Origin of the sequence: Allorhizobium sp. NPDC080224 (assembly GCF_050281005.1) — a bacterium.
GTDB lineage: Bacteria > Pseudomonadota > Alphaproteobacteria > Rhizobiales > Rhizobiaceae > Allorhizobium.
The window spans coordinates 2,846,631-2,869,605 of record NZ_JBNNWJ010000001.1 but is presented as its reverse complement, the minus strand read 5'-3'; the positions used below and the strand labels follow the sequence as shown (position 1 = coordinate 2,869,605).

Below are 22,975 nucleotides of genomic sequence, written 5' to 3'. Positions count from 1 at the left end.
GTAAACAGTGACAGTTACTTAAAATCGGATCGGCTGCGGTCACGCCGGAGGCCTCTTGTGTCCGAAATTCCCGACTTGCGCCACGCCACGGATGAGCCGTTTTGCCGAAGTAATGGTGGCTATCGCAACCAATGATAATCAAACATCTGATTCGAAACTCATTTTTGAGTTCCGCCAGTGTCATTAATCATCATTAATTTTGTGTTAGTAAAGTATTGACCATGGCAACTAAGGTGTGGTTCTATTCCTTTCAGCCGTTCTGCGTATGATTGCAAGAATTGCGCTGCACATATAAAAATAACTAAATATATATTGTGGCGTTTGCAACGGATTTGGCGCGACCGGCGCTCGTTCTGTGTCGTCAGGGTTGGTGTTTTATTGTCTCTGCCGGCGCGCGGGGACTCTTAAAAAATGAAAATATACATGTAGATTCTCCGGAATAGTCTGGAGAGTGGAAAGCTCTGTCGTCTTGTGCTGCCTAATCTCTGTCTGAGGTGGATGAGTACAGATTGAAATCGGGGCGATAAGTTAAAACAGAGGAGAGAGACTATGAAAACTATTCTTGCAACTTCGGTCATTGTGTTGATGGCTACTTCTGCGATGGCGGGTGGCCCGAAGTGGCCGAAGCCACATAATCCGCCGGTCCCGGCGCCTGAGGTGAACATGCTTCAGGTCTTCAATGGCATCCAGTCTGCGTTGAACAAGATCGAAGGCGGGAAAGACGTCAGCGGCGTGGAGCAGGAAGCCTTGAACGCTGCCAACCTGATCAACCTCCCGGACGAAGAACTCGACGTGGTAACCCAGGTTGCGGCTGGCGCGCAGCTTGCTGCCAACTACGTGAACTTCTCCAAGGATCTGTCCGAGGTCACGCAGTCGGCGACGAACGTCTTGAACTCGCTCACCGTCGATTCCGTGACGGGTTCGATCACACAGACGACGACGGCCGGCCAGTCCGCGTTGAATGCGGTTGAGGGTGTCGGCTCCTACAGCTGGAAGCATGGGAAGTATGGCGGCTATGGCAGCGATGACATCAATGACGTCACGCAGACAGCTCTCAATGCGGCGAACCTGGTCTCGCTCGGCAGCGTCAGTGAAGATCTGAACATCGTTCAGACCTTCACAACTGGCCAGCTTGCTGCGAACTACGTCGGTGCGCTCGACAACGTATCGAAGGTCACGCAGAGCGCGACGAACGTCGCCAACTCTATCGGTGCAATCACCGCGGGTGAGTGACTTGTTTGGATGGGGGCGAGTGTCGACTCGCCCCCATTTTCTTCCAATAGATGTCTGAGGGGTTCCGGTTCATGACGAGCCGGGATGCGTGTTGTCATGTTCCGGAGTTTGCGAGTTCCCCTCGCAGTTGCCTGTGGGGTCGCCATTGTGGTGCCCGGCTTTCCGGCCGCGGAACCTCTCGAACTGGTCGCGTCTGGTGAGGCCGTGCGCTCTACCCAGATCATGCAGCGTTTCGCTAGTCAGCAGGATGCGACGCAGGTGTTGAACTGGAGCGCACCATCGTCGGCAGTTGGAGTTCGGCAGATAGCCAGCAATGCGGGCAATCTCGTCGATATCAATGATAGGGCGCTGAAAAGCGTGCGTCAGGATTTCGACGGAAAACAGCTTTCGCTGAATGAAATCGTGCTGAACACCATTGCTGCCCTGGAGTCGATCGAGCAGGATTCCTCCAATGTCGGCAATGCTGTGATCGGCGGCGATATCGGCAATGTCGAGCAATACTTCGCTGATGGTTCTGTGCAGCACGCGATAAACCATCTTGTCCTGCCTGACTTGCCGAACACAGTGCGACAGGTCGGCCTCAACACCATGAATTTGGTCTATTCCGAGCAGTCGGTGGCGCTGAGCTCGCAGAATTTCACCAAGCAGGCCGAACAGGTTGTCGACAACAGACTCAACGTCACCGGGGTCGGGGCCGGCGGGGCGATTGTCCAGGAGGGTACCAATCTCGGCAACATCATCATCGCGCGCAATGTCGATGAGGTCGTGCGCGATTTCTCCGGCGATCAGGTCATCAACAATGTGGTGACGCTACAAAATGGGGCGCGTTGGGGATCGATCAGTCAGAACGGCATCAATATTGCGAACTACATCGAAGCGGAGAGCATCGGCTATCTCCGCCAGACATCCAGCAATGGACAGCAGATCGTCAACAACCGGGTCGAGCAGGTCACGCTCGACGGTCTGACGCAGACGATCACTTCGCCGAACATCACTCAGAATTCGAACAACTATGTCAACGTGATCGTCCTGAAGAAAACGCTACCGGACGGCACGTCACAAGTGGTCGATGTGCTGCAGTCTGCCGAGTATGGTCAGACCGTCCAGGGCGCAAACGCCGGCGCCGTGTCCCAGACCGGCAATGCGGTCGTGATCGAGCGCTGATCGCACGACTGCTGCCTGTTCAGGTGGTGATCTTCTGTTTCAGTACTGTCAATAATCTGCGCAGGCCGGATCCTGGCACCATTGCGGGAAATCGATCCATGGTGCGTCAGGCCATTGTGCCGGCTTCGTCTCCATGTAAGACGCGGCCGCGCGAAGGTAGTTGTCTTGCGCTTTCACCAGTTTTGTCGAACAAACATAGGCGGCGTGCTGTTTTATCAGCTTGCCGATGCTGTCCTTCGAGCGTTGATCCACGGTATTCGGCACCGGCTGGTTCAAGGTTGCGAAGTAGGCGTCAATGCTGCTCGTTACGCTCATCGGCGAACCCCGGACATAGGATTCGCATGTCGCGCCGGTTCGCTTCAGTTCCACCATGGCACGCACCATGTTCTCGACAGCGGTTGTCTCGGACGCGGCCGGTGTCGCGCCAAGGCCTAATGCAAGTGTAAAATATGCAAAAATACGCATCGTAGTCGCCTATACAATCGCTCTTCGCTTAAAGAATTTTTGCTTCATTCATCGTCTATTGTCCAGCGTCGTAATATGCGCCCCTGTTGTTGTTTCAAGGTGTTGTCTTTCAGCAACGAGCCAGCGGCGACTTTTCTGCTCTCTTGTTTTGTGTGTATATTTCCGCTGTGTCTCGATGGCTTTAGTGCTATCCAACCCCTAGTAATTGGGTGGAAAGAGATGCGTAAACTATAAAGTTATGGGGGTATTATGATCAATTCTCCGCATGTCGCCTGGCTTGTTGCGTTGGGTCTCGTCAGCCCTGCGGCTGCTCTCGCGAATGGCCTCGGTGAGGATCGTCCCTATCAGTTTCGCACACCCAACGAGCGCCAGGTCCTTCTCAACCTTGAGCGTACCCGCCTCGAACTGCAGGGCAAGTTCCCGGCGACTGGCGTCGGATCGTCGGCCGGTCTTGGGACCCAGCAGACCGGCAATGCCACGACCATCACGATCAATGGCTCGGGAAATACAGTGACTGTCGATCAGGACAATTCCGGTGATCAAACGATCACCCAGACCGACAGCAACAATTCCATCCTGAACAATTGAGGCTTGGGGCATGACTTCTGGTAAAATCCGCAGTCTCTTGCTCGCCCCCGTCCTGTTGCTCGCCGCATGCCAGTCGCAGACGGCCGAGAAGGCCCCAAAGGAACCTTTCCTTGGGCCAGTGCCGATTGCCACGCGTACGCCGGTCGACGCAGCGCTTGAATGCCTGAGCAAGACGCCCGAGGTTCAGCGCTACCCGCGCATGTTTGCCGTCCACGTCATCACCGACCAGACTGGCCGCTATTCGTCCGAAGAAGCAGGCAACTACCTGCCGCGCGACAGCGCCGGAATGATGGTCTCGCTACTGCAGAAGGCTGGGGTAAAACAGGTTAATCGGTCAAACACGGCTGTTTCCGAATGGGAGATCGCCCGCGCCCGTGAGCAGATCCTGGGCGACGGCGGCAATGTGGTTGTCGGCGACGAGAGCCTGCCGTTCCGCCCCCTCGTCAAGGGGGCGCTACGCGGCTCCGACTATGTCATCGATGGTGTGATCACGCAGCTCGACTTCAACACCTATTCCAGCGGCCTCGAGGCAACCGTGGGTGGCGGCGGCGGTGGCGCCCGTCGGTTTGCCGTGACAGCGGCCGTCGACATCCGGGTCACGGACACCAAGTCGACACGCATCGTCAAGGCCAAATCCTATTCGAAGCAGGCCGTCGGACGCGAAGTCTTTGCCTCCGTCTTCCGCTTCTTCTCCGATGAGTTGTTCGACATCAAGATTGGCACGAAGTCACAGGAAGGCTTGCAGGCCGCGATTCGCTGGACACTCGCTGATGCAACCTATGATCTCGTCAAGGAATTGACCGGGCACAAGGGCGCCTGCGACGTCTATCTGCCCAAGGCGTCCCAGGACGATCGGGCCGAGACCGCAGTGGTCGCCTCGACCAATTGAGCTCGGGCTGACGGCAGCTGGTGTGGCGCAGTCCGTAGCGTCTTCCTTCATCCTTGAACGGGTCTGGGCGTCGCTTGTTTTCGCTCACGTTTTCCGTTCAATCCGTTGAAGGCGCTGCTGCTGGGTCACTTTTACACGCCCAGTACTTCTGCGCAGCGCGACAGGCTGAAGCCATCGCCGTCGGTGTCGTTGCTGGCACGGATGCTGGTGATTGCGCCTGCAGTATCGCTATTGATCTGCAACTCACAGAAGAGCTGCTGATATTGCGGCGGCGTGATCATCTCGGATTCCCAGAAGGGATCACGGGTTATGACGCGTGTCTGGGTCACGACCGTCTGGCCGGATCCGTCGGTGCGGGTTTCCGTGCGCACGATGGTGCGGTCCGGTTCCGGGCTCGAATACGTCGGCGGGATGTAGCGTGTCTTGTCGCCGCCGCGCCATGTGTAGATCTTGCCGGATGACAGCGGATATTCACTCTCCGGCGGACCATAGGCTGCAAAGAAGCGCTCGACGGGTTGGCCGATCCAGCGCGACTGCAGGGCGCGATTGGCATCCTCTGTCGTCGTGCAACCGGCAAGCAGCGATAGCGGCAGAAGAAAAGCGGCGATCAGGTCTCGGGCGGGGCGCATCTGGTTCTCGCAAGACAGGTACGTGTTGAGGTCTTCAGTCGTACTGCGTCGGTGGCGTCGCCCGCAAGATGATGTGGTGGTCTGTCGGGCTGAAGTCCTGGTCCAATCCTGGTCGTTTTGAGCTGATGGGACTGGACCGACTGCGTGTTCCATGGCTCCCTGTCCTTGGAGGCATAGGTGAGAGGCGCAATTCAATGATGACACTGCATTACAGTCGCAATCCCAATCCGCGGCTTGCCGTGGCCGTCGCCCGTCATCTGAGCGTGCCGATCGAGTTCGTCTTCGCCGCGCCTTTCGCGCCCGGCCAGGCGGAGCGCTACCTGTCGCTCAATCCCAGCCTCTCCATTCCGATCCTCGAAGAGGAGGGGCGGCGCAGCCTGTGGGAGGCTGATGCGATCGCCTGCCGGCTGTCCCGGCTTTCGGGCACAGGCTTCTGGCGGACGGATGAGGACGAGCCGGACATGATCCGCTGGCTGAGCTGGGGCAAGGCGAATTTCGTCCGTGCCTGCGACATGGTGCATTTCGAATATGGGACCAAACAACGTTACGGGATCGGCCCTGTCGATGCAGCAAGGGTAGAGGAGGGGCTCAAGACCTTTCGACAGTCGGCCGGCATTTTGGAGATCGAACTCAAGGCGCGGCCCTTCCTGCTCGACAGCGGCCTTTCCTATGCCGATTTTCGGATGGCGAGCTTCCTGCCCTTCAACGACGTTGCGGGGCTGCCGCTCATCGACTACCCCGCGGTCTATGCCTGGTACCGTCGGCTGGAGGTGCTGCCTGCGTGGTCCGATCCCTTCGCCGGCCTCGATGCGCCCTCGCTACCTTTCGCACCGCTCGCCGCTGAAAGAGGGGCTTTGCTCCCGCCTGAACCACGGGAGTGAGCCGCGTTTCGGCTTGTTTGCCCGGGTGGCGATCCCATATCTGAAAGAAAGCCCAACACATGTCCGCCCCCACGGACAAGGAGTGCCATTTTGTTTTCCTTCGACAACAGTTACGCCCGGCTGCCACAGAGTTTTCATCGACCGGCGAGGCCGGCCGCCGCAAGGGCGCCCGGCCTGATCCGCTTCAATCATGTGCTGGCCGAGGAGCTCGGGCTCGATCTTGAGGATGTTAATGAGGGGCGGCTGGCGCAGGTGTTCGGCGGACAGGTGATTCCGGTTGGCGCCGAGCCTCTGGCTCAGGCCTATGCCGGCCATCAGTTCGGCCATTTCAATCCGCAGCTCGGCGATGGGCGCGCGTTGCTGCTCGGCGAAGTCATCGACCGTGCCGGCAGGCGCCGCGACATCCAGCTCAAGGGCTCGGGCCCGACGGCCTTTTCGCGCAATGGCGACGGCATGGCAGCCCTTGGCCCGGTGCTTAGGGAATATATCGTGTCGGAAGCCTTTGCCGCCCTCGGCGTCCCCGCCACCCGGGCGCTCGCCGCCGTTTCGACGGGTGAACGGGTCGTCCGCGAGACCATGCTGCCAGGTGCGGTTTTCACCCGTGTTGCCGCAAGCCATGTCCGCGTGGGAACCTTCCAGTTCTTTGCCGCCCAAGGCGACGAACAGGCGGTTCAGACGCTCGCAGACCACGTGATTGATCGCCATTATCCCGAGGCGCGCGAGACGGACAACCCTTACCTCGCGATGCTGACAATGGTCGCCGAACGGCAGGCACGGCTCATCGCCCGCTGGCTCTCGATCGGCTTCATCCATGGGGTGATGAACACCGACAACATGGCGATCTCGGGCGAGACCATCGATTTCGGCCCTTGCGCATTTCTCGATGAGTATGATCCGCGCAAGGTCTTTTCTTCGATCGATCAGCGCGGCCGTTATGCCTATGCCAACCAGCCCGGCATCGGTCAGTGGAATATCGCCCGGCTTGCCGAATGCCTGTTGCCGCTGCTTGATGCGGACGAGGAAAAGGCGATCGAGGCGGCGAACGGTGTCTTGAAAGCCTTCGGCGACGTCTTCCAGGACGCGTGGCTTGAACTCTTCAAGTCCAAGCTCGGTCTCACGGGCGAGGGCCCGGACGATCGGCTGCTGATCACCGATCTCCTTGAACTGATGCACCAGGGTGAGGCCGATTTCACGCTGACCTTTCGTACTCTGTCGAAGGTCGCTGGCGGGGCGGCCGTCGAAACGTTCACCGATCTCTTCACCGTGCCGCCGCCGGGGTTGTCCGATTGGATCATCCGCTGGCAGGCCCGCATGGATGATGATCGCACCGCCGCCGCGCGCCAGGCGGCGATGGAGGCGGTCAATCCGGCGCTGATCGCCCGCAATCACCGGATCGAGGAGGCCATTGCCGCTGCCGTCTACGGCGATTTCTCCTTCTTCCACCGGCTGGTCGAGGCGCTTGCCAATCCTTACGTGGAGGATCCCGACATCGCTGACCTGCGCGTGCCCCCGACGCCAGACGAGCGGGTCACGCGAACCTTCTGCGGAACCTAAGTTACCCTTCGCGTCGGTGAGTGAGACGCAGCACGGAAAAAAAGGCGCCCCTTCCGAGGCGCCTTTTCTATTGACCGACGAATGCGACCGATCAGATTGCCGACGGCTGCAAGGTCATCGAGGTGCCGGTGGCAGCGATGTTCAGGCCGATCTGGCCGGAAATGCTGACGGGCTGCAGGTGGATCGAGCCGGAGGTGCCGCCGAACAGCACATTGGCACCGATGCCGGCACCGACGGTCGCTTCCGCAGTCGCACCGCCATAAAGGCCGCCGAGCGAGCCCTTGTGGTAACCGGCGGTCGGGGCGAAGACGGCCCAGACCACGCGGCTCTGGGTGGTGAAGCCGAGGTCGACGCCGAACTTCTTGATTGAGCCGGAATAGGTGTCGAGCGGCTCGCCGTCGATCACGGAGGTGAAGGCGCAATCGGCGGTCTTGGCCGAGCCGAGGACATAGCCGAAGCCGCCGCCGATCTGGCAATCCAGGTAGCCGATGCGAACACCGCCGACACGGTCGCTTTCGATGACGACGGGGGCAGGGGCCGCGCCGGTCATGTCTGCGGCGGTGGTGATGCCGGCCGAGGTGAGGACGGGGAGGGCGGCGAGGGTGAGCGTAACGAATTTCTTCATGGGATTTCTCCTTCCATGTTCTGCTGCCCGCGGGGAGGGTGGCCGTTTTCGGCTTCTCGGACAGCGTGGAACAACGCCTATCGGCAAAGATTGATCCAACTGAGGCTGAAGATAGGCGGCAAGGTGGCGATCCACCGGCTTATCGGCCTAAGGAGAACCGGCGCCGCGCCGGGCTTTCCTTGCCGGAACATTTGCGCCGTTCGGCGCTTGTCCCGGACACTCAAGCCGGAGGCCCCCATGACGCTCACCCTTCCCGAACTCGCCAAGAAGATGCAGAAGATCGACTTCTGCATGATGATCACCAAGTCCGAATTCGGCGCCATCGCCAGCCGACCGATGAGCAATAACGGCGATGTCGACTATGACGGCGACAGCTACTTCTTCTCCTATACCGACACCCGCAAGATCCGCGAACTGACGGCCGATCCGACCGTGTCGCTCACATTCACCGCCCCGCCCAGCCTGCTCGGAAAGCCTGGCATCTTCGTCGCCGTCGAAGGTCGCGGCAGCCTTATTGCCGATAAGGCCGTCTTCGAAGCCCATTGGACCAAGGATCTCGATCGCTGGTTCCCCGAGGGCATGGACACACCCGGCATCATCATGATCAAGGTGCATGCCGAGACCATCCAGTATTGGGATGGCGAGGACAATGGCGTGATCCGCGTCTGATTTTCACCTGCGGCAAACACATTAAATGGGCGTCGACTGTTGTCGGCGCCCATTCTCGTTCCCGATGCGACATCCCTTCCGCCCATCGCGCCGCGATCAGACGGATTTTGCGGTGCAAACGGGTCGTGGGTCTCTTGCAGAATGTCGCAGACAGGCTGCAATTGTCTTTGCCCGCCTCTTAAGATCGGTGCCACATCATCCACTCCCAGACATCAGGGTTCACAAGGCTATGGTAGAGTTTCCGACCAAGGCGAAAGTCGTCATCATCGGTCTAGGCGGCATCGTCGGCGCGTCGATCGCGCATCATCTCATCGAGCGCGGCTGGGATGACATCGTCGGCATCGACAAGTCCGGCATTCCGACCGATATCGGCTCGACCGCCCATGCCTCCGACTTCTGCTACACCACCTCCCACGACTACCTCTCGGTCTGGACCACACAGTATTCGATCGATTTCTACGAGAAAATGGGCCACTACGCCCGCATCGGCGGTCTCGAAGTCGCCCGTACCGGCGACGATACCTGGATGGAAGAGATCAAGCGCAAGCTGTCGTCGGCCCGCGCCTTCGGCACCCGCGCCCATTACGTCTCTCCGCCGGAGATCAAGAAGCTCTTCCCGTTGATCGAGGAAGATCAGGTCATGGGTGGCATGTTCGATCCGGATGCCGGCCTCGTCGTTCCCCGCTCACAGACCGTTGCCGGCAAGCTCGTCGATGCGGCTGAAAAGTCCGGCAAGCTCAAGATGTTCGGCAATACGCCGGCCCAGTCGCTGATCGTCGAGAATGGTCGCATCAAGGGCGTCGTCACCCATCGCGGCACGATCATGGCCGATCACGTCGTCGTCTGCGCCGGCCTCTGGGGCCGCCTGATTGCCGAAATGGTCGGCGAAGACCTGCCCGTCATGCCGGTCGACCATCCGCTGACCTTCTTCGGTCCGTATAACGAGTTCGAAGGCACCGGCAAGGATATCGGCTATCCGCTGCTGCGCGACCAAGGCAATTCCGCCTATATGCGCGATACCGGCGACCCGAAGACATCAGAGGGCGGCCAGATCGAATGGGGCTATTACGAGCAGCACAATCCGCGCATGTGCCATCCGCGCGAGCTCCTCGAAAAGCACGAGGCGCGGCTTTCGCCCTCGCAGCGCGACCTCGACATGGAGCAGATCCTCGAGCCGCTCGAGCGCGCCATGGAGCTCACCCCGATCCTCGGCGAACTCGGCTACAATGAGAGCCATTCGTTTAACGGCCTCCTGCAGGTCTCCGCTGCCGGCGGACCTTCGTGTGGCGAAAGCCAGAAGGTGCGCGGGCTCTGGTATTGCGTCGCCATCTGGGTCAAGGACGGCCCCGGCTACGGCAAGCTGATTGCCGACTGGATGACGGATGGTCGCACTGAGATCGACCACAACTCGATCGATTACGCCCGCTTCTATCCGCACCAGCTGACCGAAGACTTCATCGCCGGCCGCTGCTACGAGGCCGCCCAGAAGATTTACTTCCCGGCGGTCCACACCCGCGAACCCTATGCATCCGGTCGCGGCGCGAAGCGCTCGCCGATGTATGAACGCGAGGTCGAGCTCGGCGGCTATTTTATGGAACTCGGCGGCTGGGAGCGTGCGCATGGCTATGCTGCCAACGAACACCTTCTTGAAAAGTATGGCGACCGCGTTCCGGTTCGTGAAAACGAATGGGATAACAGACACTTCTGGCGTGTTTCGAATGCCGAACATCTGGCGATGAGCGAGGATTGCGGCATCGTCAATCTTTCTCATTTCCACATGGTCGACATCGAAGGCCCTGATCATGTCGAGCTGCTCGAATGGCTCTGCGCCGCGAAAATCGGCGGTGACGCGAATATCGGAAAGGGCATCTATACCCACTTCCTCGACGACGAGGGCATGGTGCGCGCCGACTTCACCGTCTTCCGCCTCGCCGACCGCTGCCGCCTGGTGAACGGCGCCGATGCCGGCCCGCGCGACTTCCACTACATGAAGCGTGTCGCCCAAGATCGGGGCCTCGACGTCACCATCACCGACACGTCGGAAAAATACATCACCATCGGCATCTGGGGCCCGAACGCCCGCGATACGCTGAAAAAGGCCGTCACCGATCCGGCTGGTCTGGACCCCGAAAACTTCCCCTTCGCCGCGATCAAGCAGATCGAACTCGCCGGCAAATCCGTCACTGCCTTCCGCATCTCCTATGTCGGCGAGCAGGGCTGGGAACTGCACATGAAATACGAGGATGGCCTTGCCGTCTGGGATGCGCTGCGTGCGACCGGCGTCATGGCCTTCGGTGTCGAGACCTATGCGAACTCGCGCCGCATGGAAAAGAGCCTGCGCCTGCAGAACGCCGATCTCTTGACCCAGTACAACCTGATCGAAGCCGATCTGGCGCGCCCGAAGGTCAAGGAAGCCGATTTCCGCGGCAAGGCCAAGCATCTCGAATACAAGGCCCGAGCACAGCAGCCGGCCATGCTCTGCACGCTCGTGATGACCGACAATGTCGACAAGTCAGGTGTCGCCCGCTACCCCGTCGGCTCCATGCCGGTCGTTGACTCCGCCACCGGCGAGGTGCTCGTCGACAGCCTCGGACGGCGCTCTTACACGACGTCCGTCGCCTTCGGCCCGACGATCGGCAAGAACATCGCGCTCGCCTATCTGCCTGCGGAGTATTGCGAAGTGGGGCGGAAGCTGAACGTGGAATACTTCGCCGAGAGCTTCCCGGTCGAGGTCGCGGCAGTGGGGTATAAGCCGCTCTATGATCCGGAGAATCTGAAGCCGCGCAGCTGAGGGCAGGGAGGTTTGCTCAGTGAGTTATGGACCCGTCGGTCGAGAGGCCGGCGGGTTTTTGCAAGAAGCTAGGCGCCTCTCCCGCAAGTTGAGATAGCCATCGCACATGCGGCCTTCGCCCCTCATCCGCCTCCTGAGTTGTCGAAGGGCGGGCACCTTCTCCCCGCAGGCGGGGAGAAGGATACGACCGCCACCGCTTGGCTCCTCCCTCTCCCCGCCTGCGGGGGAGAAGGTAGGCTGAGGGGCAAGAACCTAGCATTCTGAGCCAGCGGCGGGCTCCGGCTTCTCCCAGGCGTGTGAAAGAGGGGCAGACCAAAGAGGAACATTTGTCGCCAGGAACCATTGTTCCATCATTCGAACGACAATGGAGATAAGACGATGGATCTGAACGGCGTGGGTATTCTCGGCGCAATCGTGATCGGCGGCCTCGCCGGTTGGCTGGCAGAGCGGTTCATGCGCAGCAATATGGGGCTCGTGATGAACATTCTTCTGGGTATCGTGGGCGCCATCGCGCTCAACTTCATCCTGGCCGCCGTGTTCAACGTGGCCTTTGCCGGGGCCATCGCCTATCTGATCATCGGCTTCATCGGCGCCTGCATGCTGATTGCCGTCGGTAGAATGGTTCGACGATAAATCGCGTCATCCGCCTCGATCTTCGCAGAGCGAGGGGGAGCTTCGAGACATTTCCCAATGAAAACAAGGGCGGAGATGATATTTCATCCTCGCCCTTTTTTCTTTCATAGACTTGGAGCCGTCCATGAGGTGCCCGACCTCGTCGGGCCTCGATGGGCGAGGCCAGCTATACAGTGGAAAGAGGGATGCTTCGAGGCCCGCGCTTCACGCGGGCACCTCGGCATGAGGGTGTCGAGACGCATTCGCGGAACGCATCTCCCCCTTGGTGGGGGAGAAAGCGAAATCGAAGGCTTAGGCGAGCGCAAGCCGCCTAAACTTCAGATTTCGCAAGTGAGGGGGTCCGTTCGTCGTGCCACCATCACCAATCCCCTCACCAACAAAATCTGAGGTTTAGCCCTGATCGGGCTAAACCTCGATTTTGGGCCCCTCTCCTACAAGCGGAGAGGGCCCCAAAAACAATTCGTTCTCCCTTGAACAAACCACCGTAAACTGCCCACATTGAACAAGAAGAACAATGAGAAGGAAACGGCCATGGACGGACAGGTATCGCCGAAAGCAGAGATCGCAGATCCGGCCGCGCGCATCGCATCCCTGCTTGCCGCCCAAAAAGCCGCCTGGGCCGCTGACGTTACCCCAAGCCATGCCATCCGCGACGATCGCCTGGCGCGGCTCGATCGGATGGTTGAAGCCTGGCAGGAGCGTTTCGCCGTGGCAATCTCTGAGGACTTCGGCAATCGGCCGGCCGTCGTTACCACGCTCACCGACATCGTGCCGGTGCGCGCCGCGATCCGCCACGCGCGTAAGCATCTGAAGCGCTGGATGCGGTTGCGCCGCGTGTCGCTCGCCTGGACGGGCAAGCCTGCCTCGGCGGTCATTCTGCGACAGCCGCTCGGCGTGGTCGGCATCGTTGCCCCCTGGAACTATCCACTCAACCTGATGCTCTCGCCGCTGACCGGCGCGCTTGCTGCCGGCAATCGGGCGATGCTGAAACCGTCCGAGCTGACGCCGGCCTTTTCCGAAGTGCTGGCCAAGGCCGTTGCCGAGACATTCGCCGAGGACGAGGTGGCCGTCGTCACCGGCGGGCCTGAGGTGGCGACCGCCTTTACCGCTGCACCCTTCGACCACCTGATCTTCACCGGATCAACCGCCAACGGCCGCAAGGTTGCGGAAGCAGCCGCCAACAACCTGACGCCTGTCACCCTCGAGCTCGGCGGCAAGTCGCCCGCTATTCTCGACGCTTCCGTGCAGTTCGACAAGGCCGTGCCGCGCCTCGTCTGGGGCAAGCTTTTGAATTCCGGCCAGACCTGTGTGGCGCCCGATTATGCGCTGGTGCCGCGCGAGCGGGTCCAGGACTTCCTCGCTGCCGTTAAGGCAGAGGTTAACAGGCAATATCCCGGGCTTCCTGCCAATGCCGATTACACCTCGATCATCAGCCCAAGGCATTTTTCGCGGCTCACCCGGCTGGTCGAGGAGGCGCGCGACCGAGGTGCGGAGGTGGTCGAGCTAGGTGGTCCGCATGACGGCGAGCGACGGGTATTCTCGCCGGTGGCCGTGATCGGTGCGCCTGATGAGACTGCGGTGATGTCGGAAGAGATCTTCGGGCCGATCCTGCCGATCGTGCCCTATGACACGCTGGACGAGGCGATTGCCTATATCAACCGGCGCGACCGGCCACTGGCGCTCTACTGGTTCGGCGACGACAAGGCGGCGCAGGAGCGTGTCCTCACGGGTACGATTGCCGGTGGCGTGACGATCAACGACACGATCCTGCATCTGGCCCAGGACGATCTGCCGTTTGGCGGCGTGGGTGCTTCGGGTTACGGCGCCTATCACGGCGAGGCAGGCTTCCTGGCGCTCAGCAAGGAAAAGCCAGTGCTGAAGCAGTCGGTGATCTCGGGCGTGAAGTTCCTCTATCCGCCCTACGGGCGCATGGCGCAGTGGATGCTGAAACTGCTCGGCCGCTTCGGCTGAGTGATCAGGTTTTTCGGTCAGCCGGCGGCAAGGCGGGGCGAGGGCCGTTCCGGGGCAGGCATTGGCTTCGGCTTCGGGGCCAGCACCGAGAGTTCGAATTCGGCAAGCGGCATGGGCCGACCGAAGAGATAGCCCTGGAAGACCCGGCAGCCGGTCGTTTTGAGAAAGGCGAGCTGAGCCTGGGTCTCGACGCCCTCGGCGACGGTTTCGAGCCCAAGATCGGTGGCGATTGCCCGGATGGAGCGAACGAGGGCTGCATCTCGGTCGTTTTCGGCGGCGGCCGTGACGAAGCTGCGGTCGATCTTCAGCTCGCTCACCGGCAGGCGGCGCAGATAGGCGAGCGAGGAAAAGCCGGTGCCGAAATCGTCGAGCGAGAAGGTGAGGCCGAGCTTCTTCAGGGAGGCCATTTTTTCCGCCACGGGTTCGGGTCCGGCGATCAAGACGCTTTCGGTGAGTTCGAGCCTTAGACGTGTGGCATCGATGCGGTGACGGGCGAGCAAGTCCCGCAGCGTGGTTTCGAAATCGGCCTCGTTGAACTGGCTGGCACTGACATTGACGGAAAGTGTGAGGCGCCCGAGCTTAGGGTCGGCCTGCCAGCGGGAAAGCGTCGCCATCGCCTCCTCCAGCACGAAACTGCCGACGAGCGGCATCAGCCCAACTTCTTCGGCGGCGGGGATGAAGGTGGAAGGCGGTATGGGACCCTTCACTGGGTGATGCCAGCGCAGCAGGGCTTCGGCGCCTGTGATATCGCCCTTCCCATCGACCTGCGGCTGGTAGGCGAGGTTGAGCTCGCCATGCCGGAGAGCTGCCACCAGATCCCGGGCGATGCCGCGGGGCGCGGAGAGCCGTTGCTGCAAGGCGTAGATGGCAGTGCAGAAGATGAGGGCGGCCATGGTTGGATTGAGCCAGACGCCGATGCGGTGCAGGTCCGGGGGAACCGGCTGGGCGAAGGGGAGCCGCAGATCGGCGGCGTGCAGGACGACAAATGCGATGAGGCTTGCAGCGATCACCGACAGTTGCAGGCGGGACGGGCGTCGCAGATAATTGATGTAGGCGAGCATGCCAAGCACCGGCAGGAAGAGATGGGTGACGCGCGGCGCGCCATTCTGCGGCACGTCGAACATCAGGCAGAAGCCGATGACGAAAAAGAGAAAACTGATCTGTGCAACGAGAAGAAAGAGATCAAGCCGTCGGCGGGTGACGAGCGCGAAGCAGACGAGGGCAGCGATCACCGGAAAGAATTCGGCGAAGGCCAGTAGAGGGTAGCCCCTGACCAGGAATATCACCGTCCAGAACAGTGCGAAGCCACCCACGGCAAGGGTCACGGCCTGATAGACCCGGATGACGCGATCCGCCTTGTCCTTGTGATTGCCCTTGCCGAACATCATCCGCAAAATCGTCCCTTCGGGCCCCGGGTTAGGCCTCTCTGGCACGGTGATCCAAGTGCTTTCGGAGGCTGAAATTCAGGATACCCTAACTTAGCCCGCTAAAGAAACCATGTATCTCGATGATCAAGTTTTTCTGTTCGTCAAGAAGTCTCGCAAGTCGAACGGTGTTCGGGGCGGCCCATCTCGCGATGAACCGCCCCGCCGGACCTTGACGGTCCATCCTCCCCCCGGAGAATTAACAGCTCGATTTTCAGCCGGCCTTGGCGACCTTCATGACCTCGGGATCGTAGACGCGGCCGAAGCGATTGGCGAGGAAGGCGGGAAGATCGATCTCTTCCTGGCGGACAAAACCGGCCTGGGGCAGGGTGCCGTCGGCCAGCAGATCGAGCACGGTGCAGATGCCGGCGGCCGTGGTGATCTGGATGGCGCTCATCTTTTTGCCCGCGACCACACCGGCATAGACCTTGTTGGCATAAGTTTCCTGCAGGTAGCGGCCATCCTTCCAGCCGCAGACCGTGACGAAGACGACAACCACGTCCTGCATGGTGGCAGGCAGGGCGTTTTCGAAGAGGTCCTTCAGCACGTCGCGGCGGTTCTTCAGGTTGAAGTCGTTGAGAAGTGCTTTGATGATCGCCTGATGGCCGGGATAGCGGATGGTGCGATAGTTCATCGTGCGGACCCGGCCTTCCAGCGTCTTCGCCAGCGTGCCAAGGCCGCCCGAGGTGTTGAATGCCTCATACGTGACGCCGTCGAGGGAAAATTCCTCGCGCTCTTCCATGGCCGGCACGACCGTCAGCTTGCCTTCAACGATCGCCTCACAGGGCTCGATGTATTCGTTGATCAGCCCATCGGTCGACCAGGTCAGATTGTAGTTCAGCGCATTCGACGGGTATTGGGGAAGCGCCCCGACGCGCATGCGCACCGTATCCAGCGTGTCGAAATGTTTGGTGAGGTCGTTGGCGACGATCGAGATGAAGCCGGGCGCGAGACCGCATTGCGGAATGAAGGCGGAGCGTGCGCCGCGGGCGAGCTCCTCGACCTTGCGGGTCGTCGCCACGTCTTCCGTGAGGTCGAGATAGTGGGTCGCGGTGCGGGCGGCACTTTCAGCGATCGCGCCCGTGAGATGGAACGGAGCGGCCGAGAGGACGGCGAACTGACCGGAAAGGGCCGCGTCGAGGGCCGCCGCGTCCGATATGTCGAGTTCGAGCGTCTTGACGGCGGGATGTGCGTCGAGCTTTGCCAGCTGTTCGGCGCTGCGGTCGGCGACTGTGACCGCGTAGTCGCCGGTTTCAGCGAGCATCCGGGCAATTGCGCCGCCGATCTTGCCCGCGCCGATGATGGTGATGTTCTTCATGTTGCCCCTCGCATGCCTGATGTCCGCAATTCGGACGAGATGTCATTTGTCAAAGCAGTGTGCGGGCGGAGGCTGTCGATTCCAAGTGACGATCTGATCAGATTGCAGTATCAATCTTCACGTATCGACGGATAAAGTGGGCGAAATGCAGATCACGGACAAGGATCGGGAGTTGCTCTCCCTGCTTTCGGAGAATGCGCGAATGCCGGTGGCGGAACTCGCGCGGCGGCTCAATCTTTCCCGCACCACGGTTCAGGCCCGGCTTGAGCGGCTGGAAGCGCAAGGGGTGATTGCCAGCTATCAGGTGCGGCTCTCCGATGCCTATGAGAGCGGGCTGATCCGGGCGCATGTGATGATCACCATCGCGCCGAAGGCGCTGACCGCGGTGACCGGAGAGCTAAATGCGATCCGCGAAGTGACCGCACTCTATTCGGTCAACGGCCCCTACGACCTGATCGCCATTGTCGCCGCCCCGTCGATTTCCGAGCTCGACCGGTTGATCGACCGGATCGGCGAATTGTCCGGCGTAGAGCGGACGCTGTCGTCGATCATCCTGTCGACGCGGATATCGCGGTAAAGATTACGCCGCCTTGAGTTCCGCCCTTGCCAGTGCCCGTTCGAGTGCTGCGATGCAGGTTTCATCGTGGTGGCGGCCGGCGCCTTCCCAGAGGATGGCGAGTGCCTTTTCGACAGGCATCGCGGCCCGGTAGGGGCGGTCGGCGGTGAGCGCATCGAAGACATCGGCGGTGGCGACGATGCGGGTCTCGAAGGAAATCTCGTCGCCCTTCAGGCCGCGCGGATAGCCTGAGCCGTCGAGCTTTTCGTGATGGGCGCCGCCGATCAAGGCGAGATCGGCAAAGGCTGCGACGCGCGACAGGATGGTCTCGGAGAATTCCGCGTGGCGCTGCATCTGTTGCCACTCCTCGCCCTCCAGCCGGCCCGGCTTGTCGAGCACGCTGTTGGAGACGCCGAGCTTGCCGATGTCATGCAGCAGGGCAGCACGTTTCAGGCGGCGTCGTTCCGGCAATGCCATGCCCATTTCCTCCGCGATCATGTCGGTAAACAGGGCGACGCGGTCGCTATGCCCCGAGGTGTAGGAGCTCTTCGCATCGATGACGCGGGCAAAGCCTGCGGCGATATCGTCGAGATAACACTCGTCGGCCATAACGGCCTGGCGGCCCGGTTCAAGCGCCAGTACATAGGCTTCGAGATTGTCGGCGCCGAGCTCAGCAAAAAAGACCGGGGTGGCAAGCCTTTCGAAGACGGTGACGAGTTCCGGATCGAACCAGCCGCCGGCGCGCTTCTTCACCTCAATCAGGGCTGCCTCCGGGCCCTGATGGACGAAGAAGACGTCGATCACCTGCGCCATCAGCGCGATGCGGGCGAAGAGGTGGATTTGCTCGCCCTTCAAACCTTGAGGCTGGCCGCCGCCATCGACATGTTCGTCGAGATCGAGAATGCCCTTGGCCACTTCTTCGGAAAAGCGCATCTGCCGGGCAATCTCGGCGCCGCGCTGGCATCGCGTCTGGATCAGGCTGGTCGAGATCTCGCCGCCATTCTTGAAGATGTTGAGAATGCCGCGGAAGCGTTCGGCAAGCCCCGCTTCCATGCCGGTGTGGGAGAGCACGAATTTCAGGATCTGCGGGAAGGAACCATCGACCAGCTTGAAGTCGCGTTTGAACTTCAGGTCGTCGGCCAGATAGAGCTCGCAAATGCGGGCGGCATTCGACGAGCAGCCGAGATCCTTCAAAAGCAGGGTGTAATAGAGATCACGCAGCGCCTGTTCATCGAGGCCGAGCGTCTGCCCGATGCGTGTGCCGATGAAGCAGCAGCGCACGCAATGGCCGGCCGGCTGGCCTTCCGTCATGTCGAGCGCGTGGCTCAAGGCCTCGATCAGTTCTGCCAGGCGGATGGTCTCGGTCATGGGCGCTCCTCAGATGAGGGCCAAGCTAACCCGCTAATATTAAGAACAAGTGTTGGACAGGGTTGACGAAGGTCCTCGCGTCAACCTCCTGTTCATCGCTTCCATGCTTGTCTTTTTCCCGCATTGTCTTAAGCCATGAGACGCACTATGTGCGGATAAGCCAAACCAACGAGGACTGTCCCCTGTGATGAACGAAGACGAAGACGACAAGAGCAAGGAACTGCCGATCGGCAAGGAAACGGAAGCGAACCTCTTCAAGTCGCGTTCGATCTTCATCTATGGCGGCATCACCATGGAGCTGGCGCAGAAGGTCTGCACGCAGCTCGTCGCGCTCGCTGCCGCATCGGATGAAGACATCCGCGTGTTCGTCTGCTCGCCGGGCGGCCATGTGGAAGCCGGTGACGCGATCCATGACATGATCAAGTTCATCAAGCCGAAGGTCTGGATCATCGCGACCGGCTGGGCGGCGTCTGCCGGCTCGCTGATTTTCGTTGCGGTTCCGAAGGAGCGTCGTCTGGCCCTGCCGAACACCCGCTTCCTGATGCACCAGCCGTCTGGCGGCACCCGCGGCATGGCCTCGGATATCGAGATCCAGGCCCGCGAAATCATCAAGATGAACGAGCGCCTGATCAAGATCTACGCCAAGGCCACTGGCCAGTCGGAAGAGAAGATCGCAAAAGACATCGACCGCGACTACTGGTTGTCGGCCGAAGACGCCGTCACCTATGGACTGGTCGGCCGGATCATCGAGAGCCACGCCGACATCGGCTGAGGCGCTTGCCTGAGATTGATGTGAAAAAGCCGCCGGAGCGATCCGGCGGCTTTTGTCATTTCAGGCTTTTCGATCAGATCAGCGGGCAGCCGCGACGGTTGGCAAAGCGCAGCTGTTCAGGCCCGCGACGGGTGAAGCCACGCACCGTGATGCTGCGATCGGTGACGCGCACCACTTCGGCGCGGCGCAGACCCTCTTGCGCTGCCGCACGCTGGGCTTCACGCGGGCTGCAGCCGCGATTGCGATCGCGGCGGTCACGCTCGGCTTCGCGCTCGCGAATAATCGGGCGCACACCATCCGGGCCGATGCGCAGTTCAATCCCTTGCGCGGCAGCCGGGGCGAAAAAGGGGGCGGCGAGCGGAAGGCCGGCGAGGGCGAGCGTGGTTACGAGCGCGGCGCGCAGGAACTTGGCGGACATGATGGGGGCTCCTTTGATGTCGTGGCGGAGAAAGTCGCACGGAGCCCGAAAGTTCCCTCGTCTTAGGCGGATGAGCCGGCTTTCAGCGCCACTCGTGCAGCCTGTCAGCCATCAGCGGCCGAGATGTCACCAGCGGCAGTTTGCCCTCTGCAAGCTCCGCATAGGCGATCGCATCCGCCTCGTCGTTGAAGCCGATGAAGATCATCGACAGCGATTTCGCCTTCGGCGCGCCCTTCTTGCGATAGGAAAGTTTCACCGCGCAATGGGGATAGGCTTCGTCGAGCACCGCACCTTCCGGCAGCGCATCCGACAGCGCCAGGTGGGCGCCGAGGCCGAGGAAACGGTCGATGGCGGCAAAGGCTGTCGCCTCCGGCAGCTGCTTGTTTTCTTGTGCATTGGGTGCGCGGCCCCAGAACAGGCTGTCGACCACGCCCTTGGCCCGCTTCGACTTCACCACCACGAGACCGCCAGCGGCGACGAGTTCCAGATGGGCGTTCCACGTCTGGAAGAGCTCGGGGGATTGGTGGAGTTCGGTAAGTAGGGGACGGAGGGCGGCGGTCAGGTCGGTGTGGAGGGCGGTGGGCATGGAGCGTCTCGGCGTGTGTGGGGTGTCGTGTGGCGGCCTCATAGCATGTTGGGGGCAGGGTGGATATCGGGCGTTGTGGATCACCGGGCAGAGGCGCATATTGTGACTGTAGTGGTTGCTCTAGGTGTTTAGTCCCGGCATTTGATGGTGCATTATTCAGCCAGGAATGGAGGGATGCGCTATGGGTCAAATTCTACACGGGAGCGCCCGCACGACAGAGGCAGTCCGTCGAGCGATACAACATAGTCAAGAGAGCCTGAGGGTTCTGGCGAAACGCTATGGGATCAACCAGAAAACCGTCGCTAAGTGGAAGCGGCGCACAGCGGTGAAGGACCTGCCAACCGGTCCGAAAGACGCGCGCTCAACCACACTTTCAATCGAAGAAGAGGCGATCGTCGTTGCCTTCCGCCGACACACGCTGCTGCCGTTGGATGACTGCCTCTACGCCCTGCAGGCTACGATCCCGCATTTGACCCGTTCGTCGCTGCATCGCTGCTTACAACGGCATGAGATCAGCCGATTGCCAGAAGTGACAGGGGAAAAGGAACCGAAGAAGAAGTTCAAGACCTACCCCATTGGCTACTTCCACATCGACATCGCCGAAGTGCGCACGGCCGAAGGCAAACTCTATCTTTACGTAGCGATAGACCGGACCAGCAAGTTCGCCTTCGTCCAGTTGGTCACCAAAACAGGCAGGACATCGGCGTCCGCCTTTCTGGTCGCGCTGATCGCGGCCGTGCCCTACAAAATCCACACCGTCCTGACCGATAATGGTATCCAGTTCACGTTCCCGCCGCGCTACGCCGATGGGCCGACTGCCACTTACATGACGCACATGTTCGACATGCGTTGCCGTGAAAACGGGATCGAGCACAGGCTCACCAAAATCAAGCATCCCTGGACCAACGGCCAGGTCGAGCGAATGAACCGAACGATCAAGGAAGCGACTGTCAAACGTTACCACTACGACAGCCATGCCCAGCTAACCGCCCACCTTCATGACTTCGTTGACGCCTACAATTACGGCCGGCGGCTAAAGACGCTGCGCGGCCTCACGCCCTACGAATACATCTGCAAAATCTGGGCAACAGAGCCAAAACGGTTTAAACTCAATCCGCACCATCAAATGCCGGGACTAAACAATGGCGCAGCACCCTGCGACGGTTACAGACTGTCTGCCTCAGTTGCGAATGTTCGCGAGGGTGATGTGCAACGATGTGGAACGCGCTGATGATCTCGTTGCACGGTGCCTTTCGCAAGCCCAAGATCATCTGTCTGAGATCAGCGACGCTCAAAGCCTCTTGCCCGCCTTGCTGAACGATCTGGCAAGGCTCATTCGTGAACAGGAGGTGGTTCGAGCGCCTCCTGCATCACTGACCGATCGTGATCCAGTCTCTCTTATTCGCCAGCTGCCGCCCTATCACAGAAACGTGCTTATGACCGTCACGGTGTTTGGGCTGCGTTATTGGGAGGCTGCTGCGATCTGTGATTGCCCGATTGGTACAATCAAGAGCCGACTGAACCGTGCCAAGGCAGCGTTTGCGATAAACGCATCCGAGGCGAGCCGTCCTGAGAGAGCCAGAATACACACAAGTTCGCACGCCGCCCCCGTGCAGCGCGTTTGAGACCTTCACAAGGAAAGCCAGCTGGGCTGATAGCGGGGCTATAGCGGCCGATATCAGATTTCAAACGTCGCGCGAAGAAAACCGATCTTCCGCCTGTATCCGTGCATTGCGCGGGATACTAGGTCGGGAGGTCGACGTATTGCCGGCCTTGCAAGCCTGGCTGACGCGATCTCGCGCATCGCGATACGGTCCCCTCTTGTCAAGCAGGAGTAAGTTGAGGGCGCCTTGAGTGGACTGCCATCATTGGATGCTGAGTTGATTGCGAGCTCGGGAGGACCTCAGCTTCGAGCAGACAAAGCCTTGGTCTGCCATCAAGCAAGCCGGTTTTCGTCATCAATGACGATAAGACGCGATGACGCTTCGTCGGCCCATTGCCAAAGAACGAGATTGAGGTCGCTTGGCGATGAACCATGCACGAAACCTCGCTCGAGCAGTCCATGATAGTCATCTTTGACCAGCTGCCGAGCAAAGGCCCGTGTTCTTGCCTCCCCACTCGATTTTATCTGGTCGCGCCAGGTGATGTCTGCGAGTGCCGCAGCATCCATCCCGTAAGCCGCCAGAGCGGCCTCATCCCGGCTGTCAAAGACCCGATCGACCTCCGCCTTGTAAGAAACGATTGTCGTGGGTTGTAAGCTGCCGACCTGATTGGCCTCTCGGATAGCGGTCAGTATTGACAGGGAGGTGTAGAGCGCAGGCACGCCCCTATTGTTGAAGCGCCCGCCATTAAGCTGCGCCCCACGGCCAGACCGTGGTTCACGGGCGTAGATGGGGTTAAGTGCCCTGTACAACGCGCCCTTAAACCTCATGGAGGCTCGC

23 protein-coding genes are annotated in these 22,975 nt (G+C 60.5%); 14 read left to right on the top strand and 9 right to left on the bottom strand.

Going from position 1 to position 22,975, the window contains the following annotated elements; genetic code table 11:
* The first annotated feature begins 549 nt into the window (after positions 1 to 549).
* Both ACQKP1_RS14140 and ACQKP1_RS14135 read left to right on the top strand, forming a co-directional pair.
* On the top strand, positions 550 to 1,233 hold the full coding sequence (locus ACQKP1_RS14140) for a hypothetical protein (RefSeq protein WP_203017017.1): 684 nt from the start codon (positions 550 to 552) through the stop codon (positions 1,231 to 1,233).
* Positions 1,234 to 1,329: 96 nt separating this feature from the next.
* On the top strand, positions 1,330 to 2,397 hold the full coding sequence (locus ACQKP1_RS14135) for a hypothetical protein (protein WP_427275731.1): 1,068 nt from the start codon (positions 1,330 to 1,332) through the stop codon (positions 2,395 to 2,397).
* 48 nt (positions 2,398 to 2,445) lie between these two features.
* Here ACQKP1_RS14135 and ACQKP1_RS14130 read toward each other — a convergent pair whose 3' ends face one another.
* Positions 2,446 to 2,862 (bottom strand): hypothetical protein, encoded by a 417-nt coding sequence (locus tag ACQKP1_RS14130; RefSeq protein ID WP_203017015.1) that lies wholly within the window; start codon positions 2,860 to 2,862, stop codon positions 2,446 to 2,448.
* Positions 2,863 to 3,111: 249 nt separating this feature from the next.
* Between ACQKP1_RS14130 and ACQKP1_RS14125 the strand changes: the two genes are divergently transcribed.
* Positions 3,112 to 3,450 (top strand): hypothetical protein, encoded by a 339-nt coding sequence (locus ACQKP1_RS14125; protein ID WP_427275730.1) that lies wholly within the window; start codon positions 3,112 to 3,114, stop codon positions 3,448 to 3,450.
* A gap of 10 nt (positions 3,451 to 3,460) precedes the next feature.
* Positions 3,461 to 4,339 (top strand): CsgG/HfaB family protein, encoded by an 879-nt coding sequence (locus ACQKP1_RS14120; protein ID WP_427275729.1) that lies wholly within the window; start codon positions 3,461 to 3,463, stop codon positions 4,337 to 4,339.
* Positions 4,340 to 4,470: 131 nt separating this feature from the next.
* Here the strand turns inward: ACQKP1_RS14120 and ACQKP1_RS14115 are convergent, their stop codons facing one another.
* Entirely contained in the window at positions 4,471 to 4,968 is a 498-nt protein-coding gene (locus tag ACQKP1_RS14115; RefSeq protein ID WP_427275728.1) for a hypothetical protein, read from the bottom strand.
* Positions 4,969 to 5,165: 197 nt separating this feature from the next.
* Here ACQKP1_RS14115 and ACQKP1_RS14110 point away from each other — a divergent pair, with 197 nt between their 5' ends.
* Both ACQKP1_RS14110 and ACQKP1_RS14105 read left to right on the top strand, forming a co-directional pair.
* A complete protein-coding gene (locus ACQKP1_RS14110; protein WP_427276457.1) occupies positions 5,166 to 5,849 on the top strand; it encodes a glutathione S-transferase family protein in 684 nt (227 codons plus the stop codon).
* 90 nt (positions 5,850 to 5,939) lie between these two features.
* Positions 5,940 to 7,403 carry a protein adenylyltransferase SelO gene (locus tag ACQKP1_RS14105; protein ID WP_427275727.1) on the top strand — a complete coding sequence of 488 codons (1,464 nt, stop codon included), beginning with the start codon at positions 5,940 to 5,942 and terminating at the stop codon, positions 7,401 to 7,403.
* A gap of 91 nt (positions 7,404 to 7,494) precedes the next feature.
* Here the strand turns inward: ACQKP1_RS14105 and ACQKP1_RS14100 are convergent, their stop codons facing one another.
* Complete coding sequence (locus tag ACQKP1_RS14100) at positions 7,495 to 8,028, bottom strand: DUF992 domain-containing protein (protein ID WP_203017009.1); 534 nt, start codon at positions 8,026 to 8,028, stop codon at positions 7,495 to 7,497.
* A 237-nt stretch (positions 8,029 to 8,265) separates the two neighbouring features.
* Between ACQKP1_RS14100 and ACQKP1_RS14095 the strand changes: the two genes are divergently transcribed.
* From ACQKP1_RS14095 to ACQKP1_RS14080, 4 genes are all read left to right on the top strand, one after another.
* A complete protein-coding gene (locus ACQKP1_RS14095; RefSeq protein WP_427275726.1) occupies positions 8,266 to 8,697 on the top strand; it encodes a pyridoxamine 5'-phosphate oxidase family protein in 432 nt (143 codons plus the stop codon).
* 229 nt (positions 8,698 to 8,926) lie between these two features.
* On the top strand, positions 8,927 to 11,488 hold the full coding sequence (locus ACQKP1_RS14090) for a GcvT family protein (RefSeq protein WP_427275725.1): 2,562 nt from the start codon (positions 8,927 to 8,929) through the stop codon (positions 11,486 to 11,488).
* Between the two features lie 378 nt (positions 11,489 to 11,866).
* Complete coding sequence (locus ACQKP1_RS14085; RefSeq protein WP_203017000.1) at positions 11,867 to 12,121, top strand: GlsB/YeaQ/YmgE family stress response membrane protein; 255 nt, start codon at positions 11,867 to 11,869, stop codon at positions 12,119 to 12,121.
* Between the two features lie 531 nt (positions 12,122 to 12,652).
* Positions 12,653 to 14,092, top strand: a complete 1,440-nt coding sequence (locus tag ACQKP1_RS14080; RefSeq protein WP_427275724.1) for a coniferyl aldehyde dehydrogenase — start codon at positions 12,653 to 12,655, stop codon at positions 14,090 to 14,092.
* A 17-nt stretch (positions 14,093 to 14,109) separates the two neighbouring features.
* Here the strand turns inward: ACQKP1_RS14080 and ACQKP1_RS14075 are convergent, their stop codons facing one another.
* Entirely contained in the window at positions 14,110 to 15,480 is a 1,371-nt protein-coding gene (locus ACQKP1_RS14075) for a putative bifunctional diguanylate cyclase/phosphodiesterase (protein WP_427275723.1), read from the bottom strand.
* A 250-nt stretch (positions 15,481 to 15,730) separates the two neighbouring features.
* Positions 15,731 to 16,834: a saccharopine dehydrogenase C-terminal domain-containing protein gene (locus ACQKP1_RS14070; protein WP_427275722.1), complete on the bottom strand. Its 1,104-nt coding sequence runs from the start codon at positions 16,832 to 16,834 to the stop codon at positions 15,731 to 15,733.
* 145 nt (positions 16,835 to 16,979) lie between these two features.
* On the opposite strand from ACQKP1_RS14070, the gene ACQKP1_RS14065 reads away from it, so the two are divergent.
* A complete protein-coding gene (locus tag ACQKP1_RS14065; RefSeq protein WP_203016991.1) occupies positions 16,980 to 17,411 on the top strand; it encodes an Lrp/AsnC family transcriptional regulator in 432 nt (143 codons plus the stop codon).
* 3 nt (positions 17,412 to 17,414) lie between these two features.
* Here ACQKP1_RS14065 and ACQKP1_RS14060 read toward each other — a convergent pair whose 3' ends face one another.
* On the bottom strand, positions 17,415 to 18,758 hold the full coding sequence (locus tag ACQKP1_RS14060) for an HD-GYP domain-containing protein (protein WP_427275721.1): 1,344 nt from the start codon (positions 18,756 to 18,758) through the stop codon (positions 17,415 to 17,417).
* Positions 18,759 to 18,945: 187 nt separating this feature from the next.
* On the opposite strand from ACQKP1_RS14060, the gene ACQKP1_RS14055 reads away from it, so the two are divergent.
* Positions 18,946 to 19,530: an ATP-dependent Clp protease proteolytic subunit gene (locus tag ACQKP1_RS14055; protein ID WP_427275720.1), complete on the top strand. Its 585-nt coding sequence runs from the start codon at positions 18,946 to 18,948 to the stop codon at positions 19,528 to 19,530.
* A gap of 73 nt (positions 19,531 to 19,603) precedes the next feature.
* On the opposite strand, the gene ACQKP1_RS14050 is transcribed toward ACQKP1_RS14055, so the two are convergent.
* Positions 19,604 to 19,948: a hypothetical protein gene (locus tag ACQKP1_RS14050; RefSeq protein ID WP_427275719.1), complete on the bottom strand. Its 345-nt coding sequence runs from the start codon at positions 19,946 to 19,948 to the stop codon at positions 19,604 to 19,606.
* Positions 19,949 to 20,030: 82 nt separating this feature from the next.
* Positions 20,031 to 20,534, bottom strand: a complete 504-nt coding sequence (locus ACQKP1_RS14045) for a hypothetical protein (protein ID WP_427275718.1) — start codon at positions 20,532 to 20,534, stop codon at positions 20,031 to 20,033.
* A 181-nt stretch (positions 20,535 to 20,715) separates the two neighbouring features.
* Between ACQKP1_RS14045 and ACQKP1_RS14040 the strand changes: the two genes are divergently transcribed.
* Complete coding sequence (locus ACQKP1_RS14040; protein WP_427275717.1) at positions 20,716 to 21,765, top strand: IS481 family transposase; 1,050 nt, start codon at positions 20,716 to 20,718, stop codon at positions 21,763 to 21,765.
* Entirely contained in the window at positions 21,677 to 22,159 is a 483-nt protein-coding gene (locus ACQKP1_RS14035) for a sigma factor-like helix-turn-helix DNA-binding protein (protein ID WP_427275716.1), read from the top strand. Before ACQKP1_RS14040 ends, ACQKP1_RS14035 begins: the two co-directional genes overlap by 89 nt.
* Positions 22,160 to 22,470: 311 nt before the next feature.
* Here the strand turns inward: ACQKP1_RS14035 and ACQKP1_RS14030 are convergent, their stop codons facing one another.
* Positions 22,471 to 22,965: an RES family NAD+ phosphorylase gene (locus ACQKP1_RS14030; RefSeq protein ID WP_427275715.1), complete on the bottom strand. Its 495-nt coding sequence runs from the start codon at positions 22,963 to 22,965 to the stop codon at positions 22,471 to 22,473.
* Between the last annotated feature and the right edge of the window lie 10 nt (positions 22,966 to 22,975).

Bases quoted from the DNA above. Each gene is read 5' to 3' on its own strand.
- ACQKP1_RS14140 (WP_203017017.1), top strand. From the start codon at position 550: ATGAAAACTATTCTTGCAACTTCGGTCATTGTGTTGATGGCTACTTCT.
- ACQKP1_RS14135 (WP_427275731.1), top strand. From the start codon at position 1,330: ATGTTCCGGAGTTTGCGAGTTCCCCTCGCAGTTGCCTGTGGGGTCGCC.
- ACQKP1_RS14130 (WP_203017015.1), bottom strand. From the start codon at position 2,862: ATGCGTATTTTTGCATATTTTACACTTGCATTAGGCCTTGGCGCGACA.
- ACQKP1_RS14125 (WP_427275730.1), top strand. From the start codon at position 3,112: ATGATCAATTCTCCGCATGTCGCCTGGCTTGTTGCGTTGGGTCTCGTC.
- ACQKP1_RS14120 (WP_427275729.1), top strand. From the start codon at position 3,461: ATGACTTCTGGTAAAATCCGCAGTCTCTTGCTCGCCCCCGTCCTGTTG.
- ACQKP1_RS14115 (WP_427275728.1), bottom strand. From the start codon at position 4,968: ATGCGCCCCGCCCGAGACCTGATCGCCGCTTTTCTTCTGCCGCTATCG.
- ACQKP1_RS14110 (WP_427276457.1), top strand. From the start codon at position 5,166: ATGACACTGCATTACAGTCGCAATCCCAATCCGCGGCTTGCCGTGGCC.
- ACQKP1_RS14100 (WP_203017009.1), bottom strand. From the start codon at position 8,028: ATGAAGAAATTCGTTACGCTCACCCTCGCCGCCCTCCCCGTCCTCACC.
- ACQKP1_RS14095 (WP_427275726.1), top strand. From the start codon at position 8,266: ATGACGCTCACCCTTCCCGAACTCGCCAAGAAGATGCAGAAGATCGAC.
- ACQKP1_RS14090 (WP_427275725.1), top strand. From the start codon at position 8,927: ATGGTAGAGTTTCCGACCAAGGCGAAAGTCGTCATCATCGGTCTAGGC.
- ACQKP1_RS14085 (WP_203017000.1), top strand. From the start codon at position 11,867: ATGGATCTGAACGGCGTGGGTATTCTCGGCGCAATCGTGATCGGCGGC.
- ACQKP1_RS14080 (WP_427275724.1), top strand. From the start codon at position 12,653: ATGGACGGACAGGTATCGCCGAAAGCAGAGATCGCAGATCCGGCCGCG.
- ACQKP1_RS14075 (WP_427275723.1), bottom strand. From the start codon at position 15,480: ATGATGTTCGGCAAGGGCAATCACAAGGACAAGGCGGATCGCGTCATC.
- ACQKP1_RS14070 (WP_427275722.1), bottom strand. From the start codon at position 16,834: ATGAAGAACATCACCATCATCGGCGCGGGCAAGATCGGCGGCGCAATT.
- ACQKP1_RS14065 (WP_203016991.1), top strand. From the start codon at position 16,980: ATGCAGATCACGGACAAGGATCGGGAGTTGCTCTCCCTGCTTTCGGAG.
- ACQKP1_RS14060 (WP_427275721.1), bottom strand. From the start codon at position 18,758: ATGACCGAGACCATCCGCCTGGCAGAACTGATCGAGGCCTTGAGCCAC.
- ACQKP1_RS14055 (WP_427275720.1), top strand. From the start codon at position 18,946: ATGAACGAAGACGAAGACGACAAGAGCAAGGAACTGCCGATCGGCAAG.
- ACQKP1_RS14050 (WP_427275719.1), bottom strand. From the start codon at position 19,948: ATGTCCGCCAAGTTCCTGCGCGCCGCGCTCGTAACCACGCTCGCCCTC.
- ACQKP1_RS14045 (WP_427275718.1), bottom strand. From the start codon at position 20,534: ATGCCCACCGCCCTCCACACCGACCTGACCGCCGCCCTCCGTCCCCTA.
- ACQKP1_RS14040 (WP_427275717.1), top strand. From the start codon at position 20,716: ATGGGTCAAATTCTACACGGGAGCGCCCGCACGACAGAGGCAGTCCGT.
- ACQKP1_RS14035 (WP_427275716.1), top strand. From the start codon at position 21,677: ATGGCGCAGCACCCTGCGACGGTTACAGACTGTCTGCCTCAGTTGCGA.
- ACQKP1_RS14030 (WP_427275715.1), bottom strand. From the start codon at position 22,965: ATGAGGTTTAAGGGCGCGTTGTACAGGGCACTTAACCCCATCTACGCC.